Genomic DNA, 18,950 nt, shown 5'->3' with positions numbered 1-18,950 from the left:
AAATTTTACATATGTTTATCTCGCAGACCTTTGCTCCAGCTCAGAGATGATGTGTTTATATCTTTTTTCCGTTAAAGGATAGAAGGCGATAAGAATAATAGAAAGCAAAATGAAAAATCCCGGAATCAAAGCATTCATATTTTTAATGGCATTCAATGACGCAACTGTCTGGTCTGTATTCGCCACATACCCGGCGAACCCTAAATAAATGGCCGAAAATGACCCGGCTAATGCAACACCCAGCTTATTAATAAAGCTCATGCTCGAAATCACCACACCATCCGCGCGAATTCCGGTTTTCCATTCCGCATAATCAACACAATCCGCAACCATTCCCCAAGCAAGCGTATTTAAAGGCGTTGTGAAAAATCCTGAAGCGAAAAGCCAAATGAAAATGAGTGGAATTGAAGAATACGGCGTAAAATGCAGGCCGGCATAAGAAATAAGCGATAGAGCTGCCGTGATGATCATGACTTGTTTTCTGCCCCACTTCTCAGAAAAGAAAGGAATAAACAAATTGCTGATCAGCGCTGCTCCGAAAAATAAAACGATGCCCATAAACACGAACTCTTTATGGTTTACGTTATACGTAAAATAATACACCATCGTGCTGAGCTTAATATTAAACCCGATCGCAAAAGCCAAAAATGATGAAATTAACATGAGCAAGGGTTTGTTTCGGAATAAAACGGATAATGTCTTTTTGATCCCTTGTTTGTTTCTCTTTTTAGGCTGAATCCGCTCCCGTACAGTAAAGAAACTGAATAGATTCAAAACAATGCTAACCGCCGCATAGATGAGCGCAGTCATTTGAAATCCAAACGCCTGATCCTCTCCTCCGATAGCAGTTGCAAGCGGTGTCGCACAGGAAATGGATAAAAGAATGCCGATATACACCAAAATCATCCGGGTTGTGGTCAGAACCGTTCGTTCCTCCACCGAATTCGTCATCCGCCCCGTTAAGCTGTTCACCGGGATCGTTTGCATACTAAAGGACATCCCAAGCAGAATATAAGTGACATACGCATATACCATATTTCCGGTCTCACCAAAATGAGGCGTCGTGAAACATAAGAATGTGAATAGCGCAAAAGGAAATGCCACCCACAGCAAATATGGTCTTGCTTTTCCCCACCTTGTATTCGTTTTATCTAAAATCAATCCCATGATCGGGTCAAAAATAGCATCCAGCACACGCACAACAAGAAACAAAGTTGCGATCACCGCAGGCTGAATGCCGCCGACGTCTGTATAATAAAATAATAAGTATGCGTTTACAAACTGAAAGATAATATTATACGACATATCGCCGAATCCATAACCGATTCGTTCAAACCAGGACAGTCCGGTACTGGATTTTGACTGATGCTTCACTTTCATTGCCGTTACTTTTTCTGTTTCAATCATCATTTCCCACCCCAAGAATCCGTTTTCATTTCCAGTAAACAAGAGGGAGAATACGAAGATCCTCCCTGTTCACTCAGCGATTTGGATACACCATCACTTTTAAACATTCATTCTTAAATTGAAGCGCCCGCTCCATCGCATCTTGCGTCTGCTCCAGCGAATATTGGTCCGTTACTAGATGCTTCGTGTCCACAATGCCTGAAGCAAGAAATTCGATTCCCTTCGGATACGTATTGGCATAACGGAAGATCCCGTAAATATCAATCTCATTATCCGCAATAAACGGTACGTTGAGCGGAATCTCGTTCTGTGAAGGCAAACCGACAATCGCCAATTTTCCGCCCCGGCGCACAGAAGCCAGTGCGGATTGCAATGCCGCTGGATTCCCTGCTGTTTCCCAAGCAACATCAACGCCTCTATCATTCGTGATCGTTTTAATCTCTTCAAGTGCATCCTGTTCACGTATATTAATAATGTGAGTCGCTCCCATTTTTTTCGCAGCTTCTAACCGCAGCGGCTCTAAGTCGGTGACAATGATTGTGCCTGCCCCAAATGCTTTAGCTGCGGCAACAGCCATTAACCCAACAGGGCCCATCCCCATAATCGCAATCGTTGATCCGGGCTGTAGCTTCGTTCTGGCCGCCGCATGGATGCCGACAGAAAACGGCTCGATCAAAGCAGCATCTTCATAAGAAAGTGAGTCTGGGATTAAAAAAACAAAGTCCTGACGCATTTTAATATATTGGACAAACGCGCCGTCTACCGGCGGTGTAGCCAAAAACTGTACATCCGGGCAAAGATTATAGCGCCCTTCTTTGCACGCTTCACAGCGCCCGCACGTAACACCCGGTTCTACAGCGACGCGGTCTCCCACCTTGAATTGATCGACAGATGATCCGACAGCGGCAATTTCACCCGCACATTCATGCCCAAGGATAAATGGTTTTTCCACAACATAGTTGCCTATTCGGCCATTTGTATAGTAATGCAGATCAGATCCGCAAATTCCGACAGCCATCACCTTAATCAACACTTCATCATGATTGATATCAGGCAGAGGCAATGTTTCAATTTTGATCTCTCTTGTGTTGTGCATAACAGCCGCTTTCATGTTTTGAGGTACTGTGTGAGTCATTTGGCAAGTTCCTTTCTTTAGAAAATAAAATGTAAGTGCATACATTTTTGTTTTCTCTGTTACTGCCCCCATTTTATCTGCTTTTCAACACGTTCAACAGCCTTTCCTGCTGTATAAAAGGACAGCGGCACTGTACTTTTATTTTTTCATATACAAAAAACGCTGGATTGATAAAATAGTACTAATAGGAGGTGCAGGCTTATGGCTGAACTTGAAAACCGAAAACAATTTGCACAACTGCTGGCACCTGGCGTCAAAACGCTAAAACTTCATCCTGATTATAAAGTCAGAAGGAAAAAGAATGAAAAAACAGGACAGTCTTACATAGATAAAATCGCACTCCAGCTGGGAGTCTCCCCAAACACGATCAAAAGCTGGATCGGACAGATGGGGGCAAACTACATTCCCGGAAGAATCGACGACGGAAAACTGTTCGGAATGATCTGGATCATTCTCGAAAAGACCGACTTGGATATCGAGTGGTTGACCGACTTGCTGGAAGCCACCACTATCCCAGTCATCAAACCCGCATTGCCTGTATGGGCAGCATCCTGTTTGAAAAAAGCGAAAATACTGCGAAAAGACGGATTATTCGGGGCTCCGAGTGAAGGCGAAATTGAAAATGTAGTAAAACGGCTGTTTCATGACAGACCCGGCCATGAAACGAATGCGCTTACAGAACAGCCTATCACTCATAATTTACCCTCACGCTGGTCCGGACGCTTTATCGGACGCAGCTTTGATATGGAAGCGATACGGCAATGGATGCTTTCTCCGTCACCAGTCTGTTTAATCACCGGCTGGGCTGGTATGGGTAAAACCACAATCGCTCTTGAAGCCGCCTATTCCTGTGTCGACGATACTTCAGATTGGCCGGCGTTCAACAGCATCATTTGGGTCAGCGCTGATTGGAAAGGATTGAGCTTTAGCGATTTTTTAAATACGATCGCCTATCAGCTCGGACGCACAGAACAAATCGATAAATCAATCAATGAAAAACGATTCGTCGTCCGCAATGCGTTAGCTAATTACACTAGAGAAAAACCGATCCTGCTGATCGTTGACAGCATTGATACTGCAGAACGTGACATTCATGAATTTATCACCAGCCTTCCGCAAGGCGTGAAAGTTCTCCTCACAGCGCGGGAAAACGTAAAGCAAACTTATCGGGAAAGCTTCGGAGAAATGACAGCTATTCAGCTGAGCGGCCTTGACCAAACAGATGCCTTGGATTTTTTTCAGCAAGAAGTGCACCGATGCTTACAAACATGCAACATTCAAAATAAACGGGAAAAGCTGGAGCAGCTGTTACATCTATCATCTGACCTGAAAAACGAATTCATTTCAGCGACTGCCGGAAACCCGAAAGCCATGGCACTCAGCATTGCCTATATGTCAGACGATGACATCCCCGCTCAGCAGCTGATTCATGAGCTTGGAAAAGCAGGCTACTCACTGCTGGAATTGTTTGAATTCCTCTTTGGCCGCACCTGGGATAGATGCAATGAAGATACGCGAAAGCTATGGCAGACGCTTTGCTTTTTCAGCAAGCAGCCTGATGAAAAAAGCCTGGCGGCAGCAGCCGGATTAGACGCCCGCCGTTTTCATTACGCTATGGAACAAATGCGGTCATATGCGCTGATTCAGCCGGAACGAAGCCAAGGCAGGATACAATACTTAGCGCACCAAACCGTTGTCGCTTACGGAGAACAGCACTTGTCCGAACAGCACGAATATGAAAAAGAAGCCCGCAATCGCTGGGCGCACTATTATGTTGATTATGCCGAAACCCATTTAAAGCGGGAACAGCCCAACTCTATCTATTGGAGCTACCTGCTGGGACGGAACTTAGATCAAATGAAACAAGAATGGCCAAACATCTTAAAGGTCATCCAATGGGCAAGTGAAACTGAACAAAAAGAAATCCTAATCGAACTCATCACCCGCATTAGCCATTTTCTAAGCAGAATCAACCTGCCCTTGCGAATCGAATACGGACGCAAAGCCGCCGACGCCGCCCATCAATTAGGCCAACACACACGAGAAGCGTACTTCCGAATCGACACAGCAGGCTGGGCTCTGATGGAAGTCAATGATTTAGACAGGGCCTTACAGCAAATTGAATCCGGGCTGAGGATTCTGGAACAATCAGACGCTCACGATGCCTATGATCTAAAGGTTTGGGGACACGCACTCAAAGCAAGGCTTTTTTTAAAAGACGGGCAACAGGAAAAAGCAGAGACCATTTTAAACGAAATCGAAAATCAACCGATTTCCCCTACCATTCAACACAGAGTTCTATTGGTTCGCGGTGACTTAAGCTTTGCGAGAGGTCATCATGAAGAAGCCATTCAATTATACGAAGCGGCAAATGAAATCAGCTCCACGTACGGCGGCGAAAAAACGATAGAAGCCTATTTCAATCTAGGTGTCGCTTACGTGAAATGTGGTCAATTTGAGAAAGCGGAAGAAGCCTTTGAGCAAATGCTCTATGACAAACATAACGCCAATCAGGTTGAGTTGATCTATTATTTTTACGGGATGGCGCAGCTGTTGTACCGTAAAGGAGAGAAAACGAAAGCGATAGAATCTAATCAAAAGGCGATTCGTTTGATTGATTCGTGGGAGCCTGCGATTGGGATTCGGGGAGAGGTGGAAGAACTGGCAATGGTGATTAAAGAAAACGACTAGTACGCATAATAGTTCTGTCAGCAATCTCACTCAGTTTCTTTATTATAAATAGGAAAGGCCAACTGAAGTTGCAGTTGGCCTTTCGTTTCTTATTAAGGTCTACAAATTAAGGTCTACAAATGTACTGAACCAGGTTTTCTCGTATTTATCCTTTCTCTTATAAAGGAAAGCGTATCATTTGCCAGCTTTTTGCGACAAAGAACAATACCGGAATGACCACAATTGTAGACATATCTTGTGGGTTTCCCCCAGCTTTCCCATAAATAATCTGCATCTTTTAAGTCAATATACTGATCATGTTTAGCAGAAATCAGCAGAATGTTATCTTTATTAACTTTCGGCAAGGCTTGACTAGGATCTGTGATATTCCAATATTTTGTTAAATCTTCATAGGTCACACCATTTTGTTCTAATTCTTCTCTTATGAATTTACCTGGGATCGTGTTCCATATTGAATAAGAAAGGCGATTGGCATAAAAGATTGATACCACTACATCAATTTGGGATTCTAGGGTTGCAATTAGATTAGTAACCCATCCCCCTAAGCTTACCCCCCCTATGATAACAGGGCCTTTTTTATTTGCTTTTATCCAGTGAATTAATGCCCGTAAATCGACAATGGCCTGTCTTGTCGACTCAATTGTACGATCAATATTTGCACTAATCATCAACTCGCCACTATACAGTGAATTTTCTGGTTCTCTTTCAAAATGGTATGGAAGAGAATAATAATACATATTCCAGCCTAAATCGTTCATTATACGTTTATGAAATATTTTTTTGATTCTATCGAACGAATCCATGCGCCAGCCGTGTACAAAGATGACATTGGGTTGATCTATATCATTTTTATTTAAAAAAACCTCCCCTTTTAAAGTATCATTAACAGGATTCCCTGTTTGAATTAAGGATTCATAACGAAATGTTCCAACCCTATAATTTTTTTTAGATTCATTCAAGTCCATTGAAACATCAGCTATATTTGCACTGTAAAATTCCTCTCTATCATCGATATCGGCTGCAATAGCAGCAGAAAAATGTTTATCTTTGCTTCTTTTTCTGTGTAAATCATATAAAGCCAAGCGATCTATCATTTCTGAAAAATGCACTATTAAGTCCTCCTTGGTAATCATAAAAAACTAATATTAGATTTAATAATTGGAATGTCGGTCTCCATAGAGTAGGGATGAATATTATCAAGATGTTGGTGGAAGAACCTAACTACAGCGCCAGTGAATTTTTGAGAATCAGATTATTCTGCCGTTCTATATATTTAACATACATCGTCTTAGTAGCTAAAAAGCAGCACAAATAGAAAATTTAAAAGGATTTCTCTTTGACAGTGTTTTGCTTTTAGAAACGTCTAAGAGTGTTGGTGACACTATTTATTTAGATAACTGGGGCTTTTTTGTCTTATGAGAGGATACCATCTCCTGTCTGCATTAGGGAGAGAAGTAACAGAGGTTTGGACGAATAATTTTTAAACCCTTTTTATAATCATAACAGAAATGCAGTTTACTGAAGTTACAGTAAGCCGTTTGTCAAAGAAGACGTACACAGGAATCTGAGCCGGTAGAATTTTGTATTTTGGTCAATTGAATAATTCATATCGGGATTATCAAAACTATTGAAAATCGATATAGAACAGTGCTGAAAAAATCAAACTACGAAAGACAGAAAAAAAGAAGCCTCTCACAAGCTCGGTGAACTCATGAGAAGCCTCGAAAATTTATAAATGGATCAATAGGGCATCAAAAATGAGGTCCATTGCCGACAAACCTTTGTAAATCAAGGTTTTTTTGTCGGTTTTACATCATACCGCCCATACCGCCCATGCCGCCCATGTCAGGCATTCCGCCGCCAGCGTTTTCTTCTGGCTTGTCAGCGACAACGGCTTCAGTTGTTAAGAACATTGCAGCTACAGACGCAGCGTTTTGAAGAGCTGAGCGTGTAACTTTTGTTGGGTCAACGATACCTTTTTCGATCATGTTTACCCATTCGCCAGTTGCAGCGTTGAAGCCTACGCCGATTTCTTCGTTTTTGAGGCGTTCAACGATGACAGATCCTTCAAGACCCGCATTGTGTGCGATTTGACGGATTGGCTCTTCAAGCGCGCGAAGCACGATGTTGATACCTGTTTGAGCATCGCCTTCAGCTTCAACTGCAGCGACTTTGTTATATACGTTGACAAGCGCTGTACCACCACCGGATACGATGCCTTCTTCAACAGCTGCGCGAGTTGAGTTCAGGGCGTCTTCGATGCGAAGTTTACGCTCTTTCAGCTCAGTTTCAGTCGCAGCGCCGACTTTGATGACAGCTACGCCGCCAGCAAGTTTTGCAAGACGCTCTTGTAATTTTTCTCTGTCGAATTCAGAAGTTGTTTCTTCCACTTGAGCGCGGATTTGAGTCACGCGGGCAGAAATTTTGTCTGTTTCGCCAGCGCCTTCAACGATTGTTGTGTTTTCTTTAGTAACGACAACTTTAGAAGCGCGTCCCAATTGAGCGATTTGAGTAGATTTCAGGTCAAGGCCAAGATCTTCTGTGATGACTTCTCCGCCAGTAAGGACAGCGATGTCTTCAAGCATTGCTTTACGGCGGTCACCGAAGCCAGGAGCTTTAACAGCAACTGCGTTGAATGTGCCGCGAAGTTTGTTCACAACAAGTGTTGCAAGTGCTTCGCCTTCAACGTCTTCAGCGATCAGAAGCAATGGTTTGCCTTGCTGAACAACCTGCTCAAGCACAGGAAGGATTTCTTGAATGTTTGTGATTTTTTTGTCTGTGATTAAGATGTAAGGATTGTCAAGAACCGCTTCCATCTTATCAGAGTCAGTTACCATGTAAGGAGACGCATATCCGCGGTCGAATTGCATACCTTCAACAACTTCAAGCTCAGTTGTGAAGCCTTTAGACTCTTCGATTGTGATAACGCCGTCGTTTCCTACGCGCTCCATTGCTTCAGCGATAAGGCTTCCGACTTCCTCATCAGCAGCAGAGATCGCAGCAACCTGAGCGATAGACTCTTTGCCTTCGATTGGCTTAGAAATTTCTTTTAAGTTTTCGATCGCAACCGCTACAGCTTGTTCCATCCCTTTACGCACGCCTACAGGGTTAGCGCCTGCTGTTACGTTTTTAAGGCCTTCACGGATCATTGCTTGCGCAAGAACTGTCGCAGTTGTTGTACCGTCACCGGCAACGTCGTTTGTTTTGCTGGCTACTTCAGCAACAAGCTTCGCACCCATGTTTTCAAACGCGTCTTCGAGTTCAATTTCTTTAGCGATTGTTACACCGTCATTTGTGATTAACGGAGAACCAAATTTTTTCTCTAGAACCACGTTGCGTCCTTTTGGTCCTAAAGTTACTTTAACAGCATCAGCAAGTGCATCGACACCGCGAAGCATTGCGCGGCGAGCTTCTTCACTAAACTTAATTTCTTTTGCCATGTTTACAAGACCTCCTCAAATGTTTTAAGTATTGTTTATTTAAGAATTAGCCGATAACAGCTAAAATGTCGCTTTCACGTAAGATTAAGTATTCAGTACCTTCATATTTCACTTCAGTACCTGCGTATTTTGAGAAGATAATGCGGTCGCCCTCTTTTACTTCTAAAGCAACGCGCTCTCCGCTTTCTAACACGCGACCTGAACCAGCTGCCACGATTTTGCCTTCTTGCGGTTTTTCTTTTGCAGAATCCGGCAACACAATTCCGCTGGCAGTTTTTTCTTCAGATTCTACGAGTTCAATGACAACGCGATCACCTAATGGCTTTAACAATGTAATAACCTCCTCAATAGTATGAATATGTAATTTTAGCACTCAGCACTAAAGAGTGCTAACACAATTCTTATAATAAAGAATCTCCCTTCCAATTTCAAGTGATAAGATAAAAAATTTTTCACGCTTACATCATTCTTTTCCGCTCCCTTTTCCGTTAGCTTTTTCACCCCCGTACCGATTATGTTACAATAGCTGTAGATGAACGAAACCCACTTAACAAAGGAGTACATACCATTTGAGAAAACAGTATTGGTTTATTATTTTGACATATATCATCATGCAGTTTTCCGCATTAATCGCGATTCCCTTGTTATTTAAATTCGGTTATGCCGGAGGACAGCCTACAAATGAAAATATGCTGCATGCACAAGGATTATGGTCCGTCATCAGCTTTATCGCCTGTCTCCTTATTGTTCTGCTCATTCTGAGAACCGTTCCGAAAGAAACGCTGCGAAACGGACAGAAGGACTCAATCGGACTTTCTATCCTTTGGGCGATAGCCGGTTTTTTCATTGCCCTTTTCTCTCAAGGAATAGCAGGCTCTATTGAATATTATGTTTTTGGCATCGGAAGAGAATCAGAAAATACACAAGCGATTCTGGATGTCATTCAGGCAGTCCCGCTCATGATTATCGTTTCTTCCATCGTCGGGCCTATATTAGAAGAAATCATCTTCAGAAAAATCATTTTCGGCGCGCTGTACGAAAAAACGAATTTCTTTTTTGCAGGACTGATCAGCTCGGTTATCTTCGGTATTGTTCACGCTGATTTGAAGCATCTCCTTCTATATACAGCAATGGGCTTTACATTTGCATTTTTATATGCGAGAACAAAACGGATATGGGTGCCGATTTTCGCCCATTTAATGATGAATACATTCGTCGTCATCATGCAGCTTGAGCCTGTTCGGAATTACCTTGAACAGCTGAGCACACAAATGCAATTGATTATTGGAGGATTATTTTTATGAGAAACCCGGTAGTTTGGGGAATGATCTACTTTGCCGTAGGGTGCATCTTTACTTATCTTGCCGCAAGCTCGCCAGGCAGCATGTGGTCATTTTACTCCATCCTGCTGATGGTGTTCGCCGCTTACAACATCAGCATTTCTTTTAAGATGTTCGCCTTTTCATTTAAAATCAAAAAGAACCAAAAATAAAGAAAATCCATTTCTCGCATGAGAAATGGATTTTTTATTATTGCCCAGAAGACACGTCCCGATCGGCTGCACTGCTTTTCTGTGCTTTCCGATAAGCGGCCTTCGATATAAGGATACTGATTTCATATAAAATCAAAAGCGGGACTGTGACCATCATATGGGACAGAAGCTCAGGCGGTGTAATCAGGGCTGCGATCACCAGCAGCGTAAAATACGCATACTTTCTGATTTTCGCCAAGAACATCGGTGTCACAATTCCGAGCCTGGTCAAAAACATGAGGATGACCGGCATTTGAAACAGCAGTCCAAACGGAATCGTCAGCTGCAGAAGAAAATGAAAATATTCATTAATTCCGATCACCTGATTGACATTCAAGTCCTGAGAGATCCGCTTCATAAAATCAACAACAAAAGGAAATAAAATATAATATGAAAAAGATAAGCCCGCTAAAAACAGCAAAATAGAGATCGGAATGTAGCTGAGCGTTACTTTGCGCTCTTTCTCATAGAGACCCGGGCTCACAAAAGCCCAAAGCTGATAAAGAATAACCGGCGAGGTCAGGACTATGCCGATGATAAACGCAAACTGCATAAACACATAAAGCGGGTCTGTCAGGTTAAACGCGTTAAGCGTAAGCTGCTTCGCTTCATCTGTTTCTTGCAGATACACAATAATCGGCTTTGCTAAAAAAAATCCAGCAATAAAGAAAACGACAAACGCCAGCGCTACAATCAGCAACCGTTTTCGAAGCTCAGCAATATGCTCCAGCAGCGACATTTGATTCACTTTCATTCGTGTCATCCTAACTTACTGATCTTCTTTCTTTTTTTCCTCTTCATCACTCGTTAATCCTTTAGTAGCGTTTTTGAATTCACGAAGTGTGTCTCCCGCTGCTTTCCCCAATTCAGGCAGCTTTTTGGGACCGAAGATAATCAGAGCAACGATTGCGATAACAGCAAGGCTTCCAGGACCGATCGGCATATTTGGGCTCCTCCTTTCCCTCTATTCGATTTCCTCTAAAACTGAGTAATGCTTCAAAAAATAAACCAGTGACTGAAGCTCAACTGCTAAATCTATATGATGAATTCGAATGTGTTCCGGCACATTCAAACGGGCCGGCGTAAAATTAAGGATTCCCTTGATTCCTAATGCGACCAATCTGTCTGTAATGGATTGAGCGGCAACTGCTGGCACTGTAAGAATGGCAACTGATTCATCTTTTACGTGTTGTTCAAGGTCATCAAGGTTATAGACGGGCACGCCGCCTACCTCAGTTCCTATTTTACTCTCATTTATATCAAAAGCCATAGAAATTTTTGTGTTATTATTTTTTGTGAAATTATAGTGAAGAAATGCCGTTCCCAAGTTCCCGACACCAATCAAGATGACGTCTGTCATCTCGTCCTGATCAAGCGTTTTTCGGAAAAAAGACAGCAAATAATCCACATTATATCCGTATCCTTTTTTGCCAAGAGCTCCAAAATAGGAAAAATCCCTCCGAATCGTGGCAGAATCAACCTTTACGGCATCACTGAGTTCAGCGGATGATACACGCTGTTTTCCAGACGCATGCAGATTCTTTAAAAAGCGATAGTAAAGCGGCAGCCGTTTCGCCGTCGCCTGCGGAATTTTTGATTGATCCTTATTCATTTTTGGTCCTCCAAATTATACTCGGATAGTTCTCTTTTAAAGTCACCGTTTTTCCCGCCTGTCTTCTCCAGCAAGAAAGTAGGGCCGATGACCATCCCCTTATCAAGGGCCTTGCACATATCGTAAACGGTAAGAGCGCACACCGATGCAGAAGTGAGCGCTTCCATTTCCACACCTGTACTCCCTTTCGTTTTGACCTGTGCTTTTATATGAAGTATAACTTCTGCTTCTTTTATTTTCCAGTCAAACGATATATCTACCCCGCTCAATGAAAGCGGATGGCACATCGGAATGATATTCGACGTTTGCTTTGCGGCCATAATGCCTGCCACCTGTGCGACAGCCAGTACATCTCCTTTGCCGATATCGTGACTCTGTATTTTCTCGTACACCTCATTCTTCATGTGTACGCTTGAAACAGCCGCCGCAGTACGGACAGTCGAAGATTTTTCGCTGATATCCACCATCTGGGCTCTGCCCTGTTCATTAAAATGAGAAAATCCATTCATACTAAAACGCTCCTTAAACAGATCATACACTATTTTCTTCTCTATGTCTTATATGGCCAATGTATTGTTTGCTGACTTCTGGTTCATAAGCTACACTTAACTTATTATAGCAGAGGTGAAATAATATGATGATCTTACAAATTAATCAGCTGTCCAAATCGTTTGGTGCTGATACTATTTTAAACAATATAAAGCTGGAAGTCAGAAATCGTGATCGCATCGCCATTGTAGGAAGAAATGGCGCCGGAAAATCCACGCTCCTTAAAATTATCGCAGGCCAGCTTTCGTATGAAAAGGGCGAAATTATTAAACCGAAAGATATTACAATGGGATATCTCGCCCAGCATACTGGCTTGGATTCTAAGCTTACCATAAAAGAAGAGCTGCTGACTGTTTTTGACCACTTAAAAGCAATGGAAAAGGAAATGCGGGCTATGGAAGAAAAAATGGCGGCAGCTGACCCGGGTGAATTAGAAAGCATCATGAAAACCTACGACCGCCTTCAGCAGGAATTCAAAGATAAAGGCGGCTATCAATATGAAGCGGATGTAAGATCTGTGCTGCATGGTCTCGGCTTCAGCCATTTTGACGATTCTACACAGGTTCAAAGCCTCAGCGGAGGCCAGAAAACAAGACTGGCTTTAGGTAAGCTTCTGTTAACACAGCCTGATTTGCTCATTCTCGATGAGCCGACAAACCATCTGGATATTGATACGCTTACCTGGCTTGAGCATTATTTACAAGGCTATTCAGGCGCCATCCTCATCGTTTCGCATGACCGCTACTTTTTGGACAAAGTGGTAAACCAGGTATACGAGGTATCAAGAGCAGAAAGCAAAAAGTATCACGGCAACTACAGCGCTTATCTCGACCAAAAAGCCGCGCAGTATGAAAAAGATCTTAAAATGTATGAAAAGCAGCAGGACGAGATTGCAAAGCTGCAGGACTTCGTAGACCGAAATCTGGCGAGAGCCTCTACCACCAAAAGGGCGCAAAGCCGCAGAAAGCAGCTTGAGCGAATGGAAGTCATGTCAAAACCGCTTGGCGATGAAAAATCCGCAAACTTTCATTTTGATATTACAAAACAGAGCGGAAATGAAGTCCTTCGTGTTCAGGATCTCACAATCAGCTATGAAAACCAGCCGCCGCTTTTAACAGAAGTGTCATTCATGCTCACAAGAGGAGAAAGCGCAGCGCTTGTCGGTCCTAACGGCATTGGTAAATCGACATTGCTGAAAACATTAATAGACACCCTAAAACCAGATCAAGGAACGATCTCATACGGCTCAAATGTCAGTGTCGGCTATTATGATCAGGAACAGGCTGAGTTGACTTCCTCTAAACGTGTCCTTGATGAGCTGTGGGACGAGTACCCCGGGCTTCCAGAAAAAGAAATCAGAACGTGTCTCGGAAATTTCTTATTCTCCGGAGATGATGTGCTGAAACCAGTTCATTCACTGAGCGGAGGCGAAAAAGCAAGATTGGCTCTAGCTAAGCTGATGCTTCAAAAAGCCAACTTTCTCATCCTTGATGAACCGACGAACCATCTGGATTTAGACAGCAAAGAAGTTCTCGAAAACGCGCTGATTGATTATCCAGGCACACTGTTATTTGTCTCACATGACAGATATTTTATTAACAGAATCGCCACAAGAGTATTGGAGCTTTCTTCAAGCCATATAGAGGAGTATCTGGGAGATTACGATTATTATACAGAGAAAAAAACAGAGCAGCTTGAATTGGAGAAAATAAATCAGCAAGAGGAAACTGAAAAAACGCCAGCTACAGTGAAATCTGACTCCAAACGTTCCTACGAGGAAGAAAAAGAATGGAAAAAGAAAGAGCGCCAACGACTCCGTCGGATTGAAGAAATTGAAACCACTGTTCAAACCATTGAAGAGAACATCAGCCGCAATGATGAATTACTATGTGACCCTGAAGTCTATCAGGACCATGAAAAAGTACAAGCTATCCATGCAGACAATGAGAAGCTTAATCAGGAGCTGGAATCTCTTTTGTCCGAATGGGAAGAACTATCCACAGAAGAAGATTAAAAAAGTCAAGCACCTCTTTTTAGAGGTGCTTTTTATCCACAGAACATACCCTAATAAGCAAAACAAAGTAAGCGCTTTATACACAATATCCACAAAATATTCTGAATTTATCCACTTTATTAACAGCGACTTCAGCCCTTTATCCATCTATATCTCTATAATTACTCACAGACATGTGGATAAATTGTGAATTATCTGTTAATAACAAACAGATAAAAAGTCTCACGCTATTATCTCGTGAGACTTTGATAAGAAGTCAATTCGAGGCCGGGCTGGCCATTCATATCATATGCACCGCGAATTCCCTTTTCAAAAGCAATTGTACCAGCAGCAGCAATCATCGCAGCATTATCCGTGCATAAAGCTAATGGAGGAATGACAAGCGTAATCCCTTCATGCTGGGCAAATTCCTTTTCTAATGCAGCTCTGAGGCCTCTGTTTGCAGCTACTCCTCCGGCTAAAAGGACCTGTTTGACATCATATTCCTTTGCCGCGCGCGCCGTTTTGGTTACCAAGACATCGATCACACTATTTTGGAAACTGGCAGACAAATCTTCCGGAGCAATCTCTTGCCCTTTTTGGGATGCATTATGAAGCGTATTGATCACCGCAGACTTCAATCCGCTAAAGCTGAAGTTGTAAGAGCCTTCTTCAAGCCATGCGCGAGGAAGCGGAATATTGTCATTCCCTTTTTCAGCTAGCTTGTCAATTTGCGGTCCACCCGGATATGGCAATCCCATCGTCCGCGCCACTTTGTCGTAAGCTTCTCCTGCCGCATCATCAAGGGTTTCCCCAATGACTTCAAATGATCCATGTTCCTTCATATAAACCAGTTCTGTATGGCCTCCTGAAACGACCAATGCCAGTGCCGGGAACACGATGTCTTCTACAAGACGGTTCGCGTATATATGACCGGCTATATGATGAACGCCTACTAACGGAATGTTATGTGCAAAGCTCAATGCTTTAGCGGCATTCACTCCAATAAGAAGCGCCCCCACCAGTCCCGGACCTTCTGTTACTGCAATCGCATCAATATCACTATACGTCATGCCAGCTTTGCGAAACGCCTCTTCTATAACCAAAGTGATTTGTTCAACATGATGTCTTGAAGCAATTTCCGGCACAACGCCTCCGAAGCGCTTATGGCTTTCAATTTGAGAGGCTACTACGTTTGAAATGATCTCTCTCCCGTTTTTCACAATAGCTGCAGCAGTCTCATCACAGCTTGTTTCAATTCCTAATACGTACATGTCTTTTTGCTCACTCATTTATCGTCACCCACATAATTAACGCATCTTCCCCGTTATCAGTATAATAGTTCTTTCTTATTCCGCCGGGCTGCATCCCGAATTTCTTATATAAGCCTTGAGCAGGATGATTCGAAACCCTCACTTCAAGCGAAAGCCGCCTTGCGTCTTTTTCTTTGCACAGTTCAACAGCTGAGCGAAAAAGCGTTTCTCCTAAAGACTGGCCGCGATACTCTGGTTTTATCGCTATATTTGTAATTTGGGCATCATCCATCACAATCCAAATCCCGCAATACCCAGCAACATGGCCGTCCTTTTCAATCACGAGATAATGAGCATATGGATTTTCCAGCAGCTCATGATAAAACGAATCCTTCGTCCAAGGAGACGTAAAGGAGGATGCTTCGATTTCGTATACGTGATCTATATCTTCAAGCCGCATATTTCTGACCGCTGCTTTTGTTTTCATCCTATCACCCTACTTTTGACTTTCAATCCATTTCGCTTCAGCTTCTGCCAGCCGCAAGTAATCCGGGACAAGCCCATGAACATCAGCTGCTTCCTTTTCCTTCCCGAGAAAAGCCAATTCTGAAGGACGCGGGTTATGCTGAGCAGCAGTTCCAATGAATCCTTTTGTTCTAAGAACATCCTTTATCATTTGCTTGTGAATAGAAGTGTCGTGACCTAAAAACAAAACAGGACAATCCTTTTCTTTTAGCATCTCCAGCCAATCTGCCAGCATCACATTTTGATCTGGAGCAACTTGCTCTAAAAGCCCATTTTTATATTGATACAGACCTGTGTACACCTGTCCCCGTCTAGCATCAAAGATTGGGCTGATCAGACCGTCAAAATGCCGGCCATTTGCCGCAAGCGTCTCAAGACTTGATACAGCACTTATTGGAATGTCTAAAGACCAGGCAAGTGTTTTGGCCAACGTCACACCTATTCTTACTCCTGTGTATGAACCTGGGCCTTTTGCAACGACAATTTTAGAAAGGTCCTGCGGTGCCATATCACAATCATTCAGCAATGAATGAACAGCAGGCATCGCTCTTACAGAGTGGTTCTTTTTCAAATATGTAATGTATTCTGCTATAACAGTGTCTTCTCGAAGCAGCGCAATGCCCAATGTATAATTTGATGTATCAATTGCTAATATTGTCATGTCTACTTAACTCCTCACAAAGCATTTCATACCGATTCCCGACAGCAGTAAAGGTAATTTCCCGCTCATCATCACCAGCTCTTTTGATGACAATTTGCAGTCGCTCCTGCGGCAGCTGTTCTTCAATTAAATGAGCCCATTCAACGAGACAGACACCTTGTCCGTGAAAATATTCATCAAGTCCCAAATCTTCACTTTCATCTTCCATTCTATACACATCCATATGATAAAGAGGAAGTACGCCATCGTTATATTCTTTTATAATTGTAAAAGTCGGACTGTTTACAACACGTGTAATTCCCAGCCCTTCTGCAAAACCTTTCGTAAAAGTCGTTTTTCCAGCACCTAAATCGCCCTCTAATGTCAGGACGTCTCCCGGTTTAGCAAACGATGCCGTCAGCTTGGCAATTGCTTTTGTTTCTTCTGGATTTACAGTTCTCCATTTTAATTGCTTCACACGAGTCACCCGTCTTATTTAAAATGATTATATCCCTTTTTCTCTAAGATCATTGATGTTTGATCTGTTTTTAGGATCACTTTAGATTTTGTTTTTTCCCTGACATGGCCAATCTTTGTAATGGGAAGTTGACGTGCTACGCACTGCTGCTTCAACACTTCCCACTCCTCTTTTGAAACCGTCCCTGTCAGCTCAAAATCCTCACCGCCAAACAAAGCCCATTCTTTCCAGTTAGGATGAAGCTTAGGTAAATCAGAATGAATTGGAAGCATGCTTTCAACAATTTCAATTGAAACACAGCTGGCTTCTGCAATCTCGTTCAGTTCACTAGCCAATCCGTCACTAACATCATTTAAAGCTGCCCGTTTAAAACTCGAGCATAATCTGCCGACGCTTACTCTTGGCTCAGGCCGTTTATGCCTGTGGATAAAGTAATCCGTTTCCACAGATGAGTTTTGAGGATTAGTTTCTTCCAGCAATAAAGAAAGCCCTGCTGCAGAAGAACCGATTTCACCGGTTACAAACACAATATCATTCGGTTTTGCCAAGCTGCGCAAACAGGCCTGTCCCTTTTCAATTTCACCGATCACAGTGACTGTAACGACTAATTTGTCAGCGGTAGAAACTGTATCGCCGCCAATCAGATCCATATGATATAGTTTCGCCAGTTCATTCATTCCTTCATACATCGCCTTGATTTCAGATTCAGTCCATTTTGAAGGTACCGCAAGTGATACCAGATAAAACTTCGGAATGCCTCCCATCGCGGCAATATCACTTATATTAACGGCTAACGCCTTGTACCCGATATCTTCAGGTGAGGAATAGTGTAATTTGAAGTGCACGTCTTCTACCATAGTATCAACACAAACAATTTCCTGAACGCCGTGTTTCGCAGTGTAGAGCGCTGCATCATCACCTATTCCTACATCAACGGAAGAATGGTGAATGGTCCGCGGAGTAATGCTATGTATCAAATCAAATTCATCCATGAACCAAAATCTCCTTTCAACCCTGCTTATGCCTATATGTGCTCTTCCTAGTTTATCGAATTTTGCTGAATTATCCAAGATGTTCCCGATATAAAGAAAGCTTGGCTATGACACCAAGCAGAAGATACAGTAAAAGAAAACACAAAAAAAACGAAAACATGATCGTTTCGTTTACATTAATGGCGGTCCGGACGGGACTCGAACCCGCGACCTCCTGCGTGACAGGCAGGCATTCTAACCAACTGAACTACCGGACCATATTTGTATAAGATTATTTTGGTTGTACCCTTAGGGCACTCCTTATTTAATCATATATTTGGTTGCGGGGGCAGGATTTGAACCTGCGACCTTCGGGTTATGAGCCCGACGAGCTACCGAACTGCTCCACCCCGCGATGATAAAAGTAATGCTTGGCGGCGTCCTACTCTCACAGGGGGAAACCCCCGACTACCATCGGCGCTGAAGAGCTTAACTTCCGTGTTCGGCATGGGAACGGGTGTGACCTCTTCGCTATCGCCACCAAACAAATTGAGAGTGTTCTCTCAAAACTAGATAACAGATGTGACATCATTCAAAAATATGGTTAAGTCCTCGATCGATTAGTATCTGTCAGCTCCATGTGTCGCCACACTTCCACCTCAGACCTATCAACCTGATCATCTTTCAGGGATCTTACTTCCTTGCGGAATGGGAAATCTCATCTT

Annotated in this window: 18 protein-coding genes, 2 tRNA genes and 2 rRNA genes (1 of these 22 only partly in view); 4 read left to right on the top strand and 18 right to left on the bottom strand. The window is 42.9% G+C overall.

What is annotated here, in order from left to right:
• Nucleotides 1-15 precede the first annotated feature (15 nt).
• Together AC0OMA_RS03570 and gutB are read right to left on the bottom strand one after the other, a co-directional pair.
• Entirely contained in the window at nt 16-1,407 is a 1,392-nt protein-coding gene (locus AC0OMA_RS03570; protein WP_474222419.1) for an MFS transporter, read from the bottom strand.
• 73 nt (nt 1,408-1,480) lie between these two features.
• On the bottom strand, nt 1,481-2,542 hold the full coding sequence (gene gutB / locus AC0OMA_RS03565) for a sorbitol dehydrogenase (protein WP_181218432.1): 1,062 nt from the start codon (nt 2,540-2,542) through the stop codon (nt 1,481-1,483).
• 201 nt (nt 2,543-2,743) lie between these two features.
• Between gutB and gutR the strand changes: the two genes are divergently transcribed.
• Nucleotides 2,744-5,233, top strand: coding sequence for a glucitol operon transcriptional regulator GutR (gutR, locus tag AC0OMA_RS03560; protein ID WP_181218430.1), 2,490 nt, complete (start codon nt 2,744-2,746; stop codon nt 5,231-5,233).
• A 113-nt stretch (nt 5,234-5,346) separates the two neighbouring features.
• Here the strand turns inward: gutR and AC0OMA_RS03555 are convergent, their stop codons facing one another.
• From AC0OMA_RS03555 to groES, 3 genes are all read right to left on the bottom strand, one after another.
• Complete coding sequence (locus AC0OMA_RS03555) at nt 5,347-6,342, bottom strand: alpha/beta hydrolase (protein WP_322840102.1); 996 nt, start codon at nt 6,340-6,342, stop codon at nt 5,347-5,349.
• Nucleotides 6,343-7,041: 699 nt separating this feature from the next.
• Nucleotides 7,042-8,673 carry a chaperonin GroEL gene (gene groL, locus AC0OMA_RS03550; RefSeq protein WP_003234067.1) on the bottom strand — a complete coding sequence of 544 codons (1,632 nt, stop codon included), beginning with the start codon at nt 8,671-8,673 and terminating at the stop codon, nt 7,042-7,044.
• 46 nt (nt 8,674-8,719) lie between these two features.
• The gene (gene groES / locus AC0OMA_RS03545; protein WP_003155970.1) at nt 8,720-9,004 is read right to left on the bottom strand and encodes a co-chaperone GroES; all 285 of its coding nucleotides are present in this window, start codon (nt 9,002-9,004) and stop codon (nt 8,720-8,722) included.
• A 238-nt stretch (nt 9,005-9,242) separates the two neighbouring features.
• Here groES and AC0OMA_RS03540 point away from each other — a divergent pair, with 238 nt between their 5' ends.
• Both AC0OMA_RS03540 and AC0OMA_RS03535 read left to right on the top strand, forming a co-directional pair.
• Complete coding sequence (locus AC0OMA_RS03540) at nt 9,243-9,977, top strand: CPBP family intramembrane glutamic endopeptidase (protein ID WP_181218398.1); 735 nt, start codon at nt 9,243-9,245, stop codon at nt 9,975-9,977.
• Nucleotides 9,974-10,165 carry a YdiK family protein gene (locus AC0OMA_RS03535; RefSeq protein ID WP_003225680.1) on the top strand — a complete coding sequence of 64 codons (192 nt, stop codon included), beginning with the start codon at nt 9,974-9,976 and terminating at the stop codon, nt 10,163-10,165. The genes AC0OMA_RS03540 and AC0OMA_RS03535 overlap by 4 nt, the downstream gene beginning before the upstream one ends.
• A gap of 37 nt (nt 10,166-10,202) precedes the next feature.
• Here the strand turns inward: AC0OMA_RS03535 and tatC are convergent, their stop codons facing one another.
• The 4 genes from tatC to moaC are packed head-to-tail and all read right to left on the bottom strand — an operon-like array spanning nt 10,203 to nt 12,325.
• Complete coding sequence (tatC, locus tag AC0OMA_RS03530) at nt 10,203-10,967, bottom strand: twin-arginine translocase subunit TatC (RefSeq protein WP_072174264.1); 765 nt, start codon at nt 10,965-10,967, stop codon at nt 10,203-10,205.
• Nucleotides 10,968-10,973: 6 nt separating this feature from the next.
• Nucleotides 10,974-11,147, bottom strand: coding sequence for a sec-independent protein translocase protein TatAY (tatAY, locus tag AC0OMA_RS03525; RefSeq protein ID WP_003234072.1), 174 nt, complete (start codon nt 11,145-11,147; stop codon nt 10,974-10,976).
• Between the two features lie 21 nt (nt 11,148-11,168).
• Nucleotides 11,169-11,816 (bottom strand): redox-sensing transcriptional repressor Rex, encoded by a 648-nt coding sequence (locus AC0OMA_RS03520; RefSeq protein ID WP_003234073.1) that lies wholly within the window; start codon nt 11,814-11,816, stop codon nt 11,169-11,171.
• Complete coding sequence (moaC, locus tag AC0OMA_RS03515) at nt 11,813-12,325, bottom strand: cyclic pyranopterin monophosphate synthase MoaC (protein WP_003243499.1); 513 nt, start codon at nt 12,323-12,325, stop codon at nt 11,813-11,815. The genes AC0OMA_RS03520 and moaC overlap by 4 nt, the downstream gene beginning before the upstream one ends.
• A 125-nt stretch (nt 12,326-12,450) precedes the next feature.
• On the opposite strand from moaC, the gene AC0OMA_RS03510 reads away from it, so the two are divergent.
• Nucleotides 12,451-14,379: an ABC-F family ATP-binding cassette domain-containing protein gene (locus AC0OMA_RS03510; RefSeq protein ID WP_015482882.1), complete on the top strand. Its 1,929-nt coding sequence runs from the start codon at nt 12,451-12,453 to the stop codon at nt 14,377-14,379.
• A gap of 230 nt (nt 14,380-14,609) precedes the next feature.
• On the opposite strand, the gene tsaD is transcribed toward AC0OMA_RS03510, so the two are convergent.
• The 9 genes from tsaD to AC0OMA_RS03465 form a co-directional block, all read right to left on the bottom strand.
• Nucleotides 14,610-15,650 (bottom strand): tRNA (adenosine(37)-N6)-threonylcarbamoyltransferase complex transferase subunit TsaD, encoded by a 1,041-nt coding sequence (tsaD, locus tag AC0OMA_RS03505; RefSeq protein ID WP_015382922.1) that lies wholly within the window; start codon nt 15,648-15,650, stop codon nt 14,610-14,612.
• Nucleotides 15,643-16,098, bottom strand: coding sequence for a ribosomal protein S18-alanine N-acetyltransferase (gene rimI, locus AC0OMA_RS03500; RefSeq protein WP_014476001.1), 456 nt, complete (start codon nt 16,096-16,098; stop codon nt 15,643-15,645). Before rimI ends, tsaD begins: the two co-directional genes overlap by 8 nt.
• 9 nt (nt 16,099-16,107) lie before the next feature.
• Nucleotides 16,108-16,797, bottom strand: a complete 690-nt coding sequence (gene tsaB, locus AC0OMA_RS03495) for a tRNA (adenosine(37)-N6)-threonylcarbamoyltransferase complex dimerization subunit type 1 TsaB (RefSeq protein ID WP_322840103.1) — start codon at nt 16,795-16,797, stop codon at nt 16,108-16,110.
• Complete coding sequence (gene tsaE, locus AC0OMA_RS03490; protein ID WP_015715341.1) at nt 16,778-17,254, bottom strand: tRNA (adenosine(37)-N6)-threonylcarbamoyltransferase complex ATPase subunit type 1 TsaE; 477 nt, start codon at nt 17,252-17,254, stop codon at nt 16,778-16,780. The genes tsaB and tsaE overlap by 20 nt, the downstream gene beginning before the upstream one ends.
• A 14-nt stretch (nt 17,255-17,268) precedes the next feature.
• Nucleotides 17,269-18,246 carry a thiamine-phosphate kinase gene (gene thiL / locus AC0OMA_RS03485; protein ID WP_322840104.1) on the bottom strand — a complete coding sequence of 326 codons (978 nt, stop codon included), beginning with the start codon at nt 18,244-18,246 and terminating at the stop codon, nt 17,269-17,271.
• Between the two features lie 180 nt (nt 18,247-18,426).
• Nucleotides 18,427-18,503: transfer RNA gene (locus AC0OMA_RS03480), tRNA-Asp, on the bottom strand.
• A gap of 60 nt (nt 18,504-18,563) precedes the next feature.
• Nucleotides 18,564-18,640: transfer RNA gene (locus AC0OMA_RS03475), tRNA-Met, on the bottom strand.
• Nucleotides 18,641-18,654: 14 nt separating this feature from the next.
• Nucleotides 18,655-18,770 (bottom strand): 5S ribosomal RNA (gene rrf / locus AC0OMA_RS03470).
• Between the two features lie 55 nt (nt 18,771-18,825).
• Nucleotides 18,826-18,950: ribosomal RNA gene (locus AC0OMA_RS03465) — 23S ribosomal RNA — on the bottom strand (it continues 2,803 nt past the right edge of the window).

It is taken from the genome of Bacillus sp. AMCV2 (assembly GCF_056033925.1).
The sequence above is the reverse complement of the archived record's forward strand: the minus strand, read 5'-3'. Positions and strand labels throughout refer to the sequence as shown.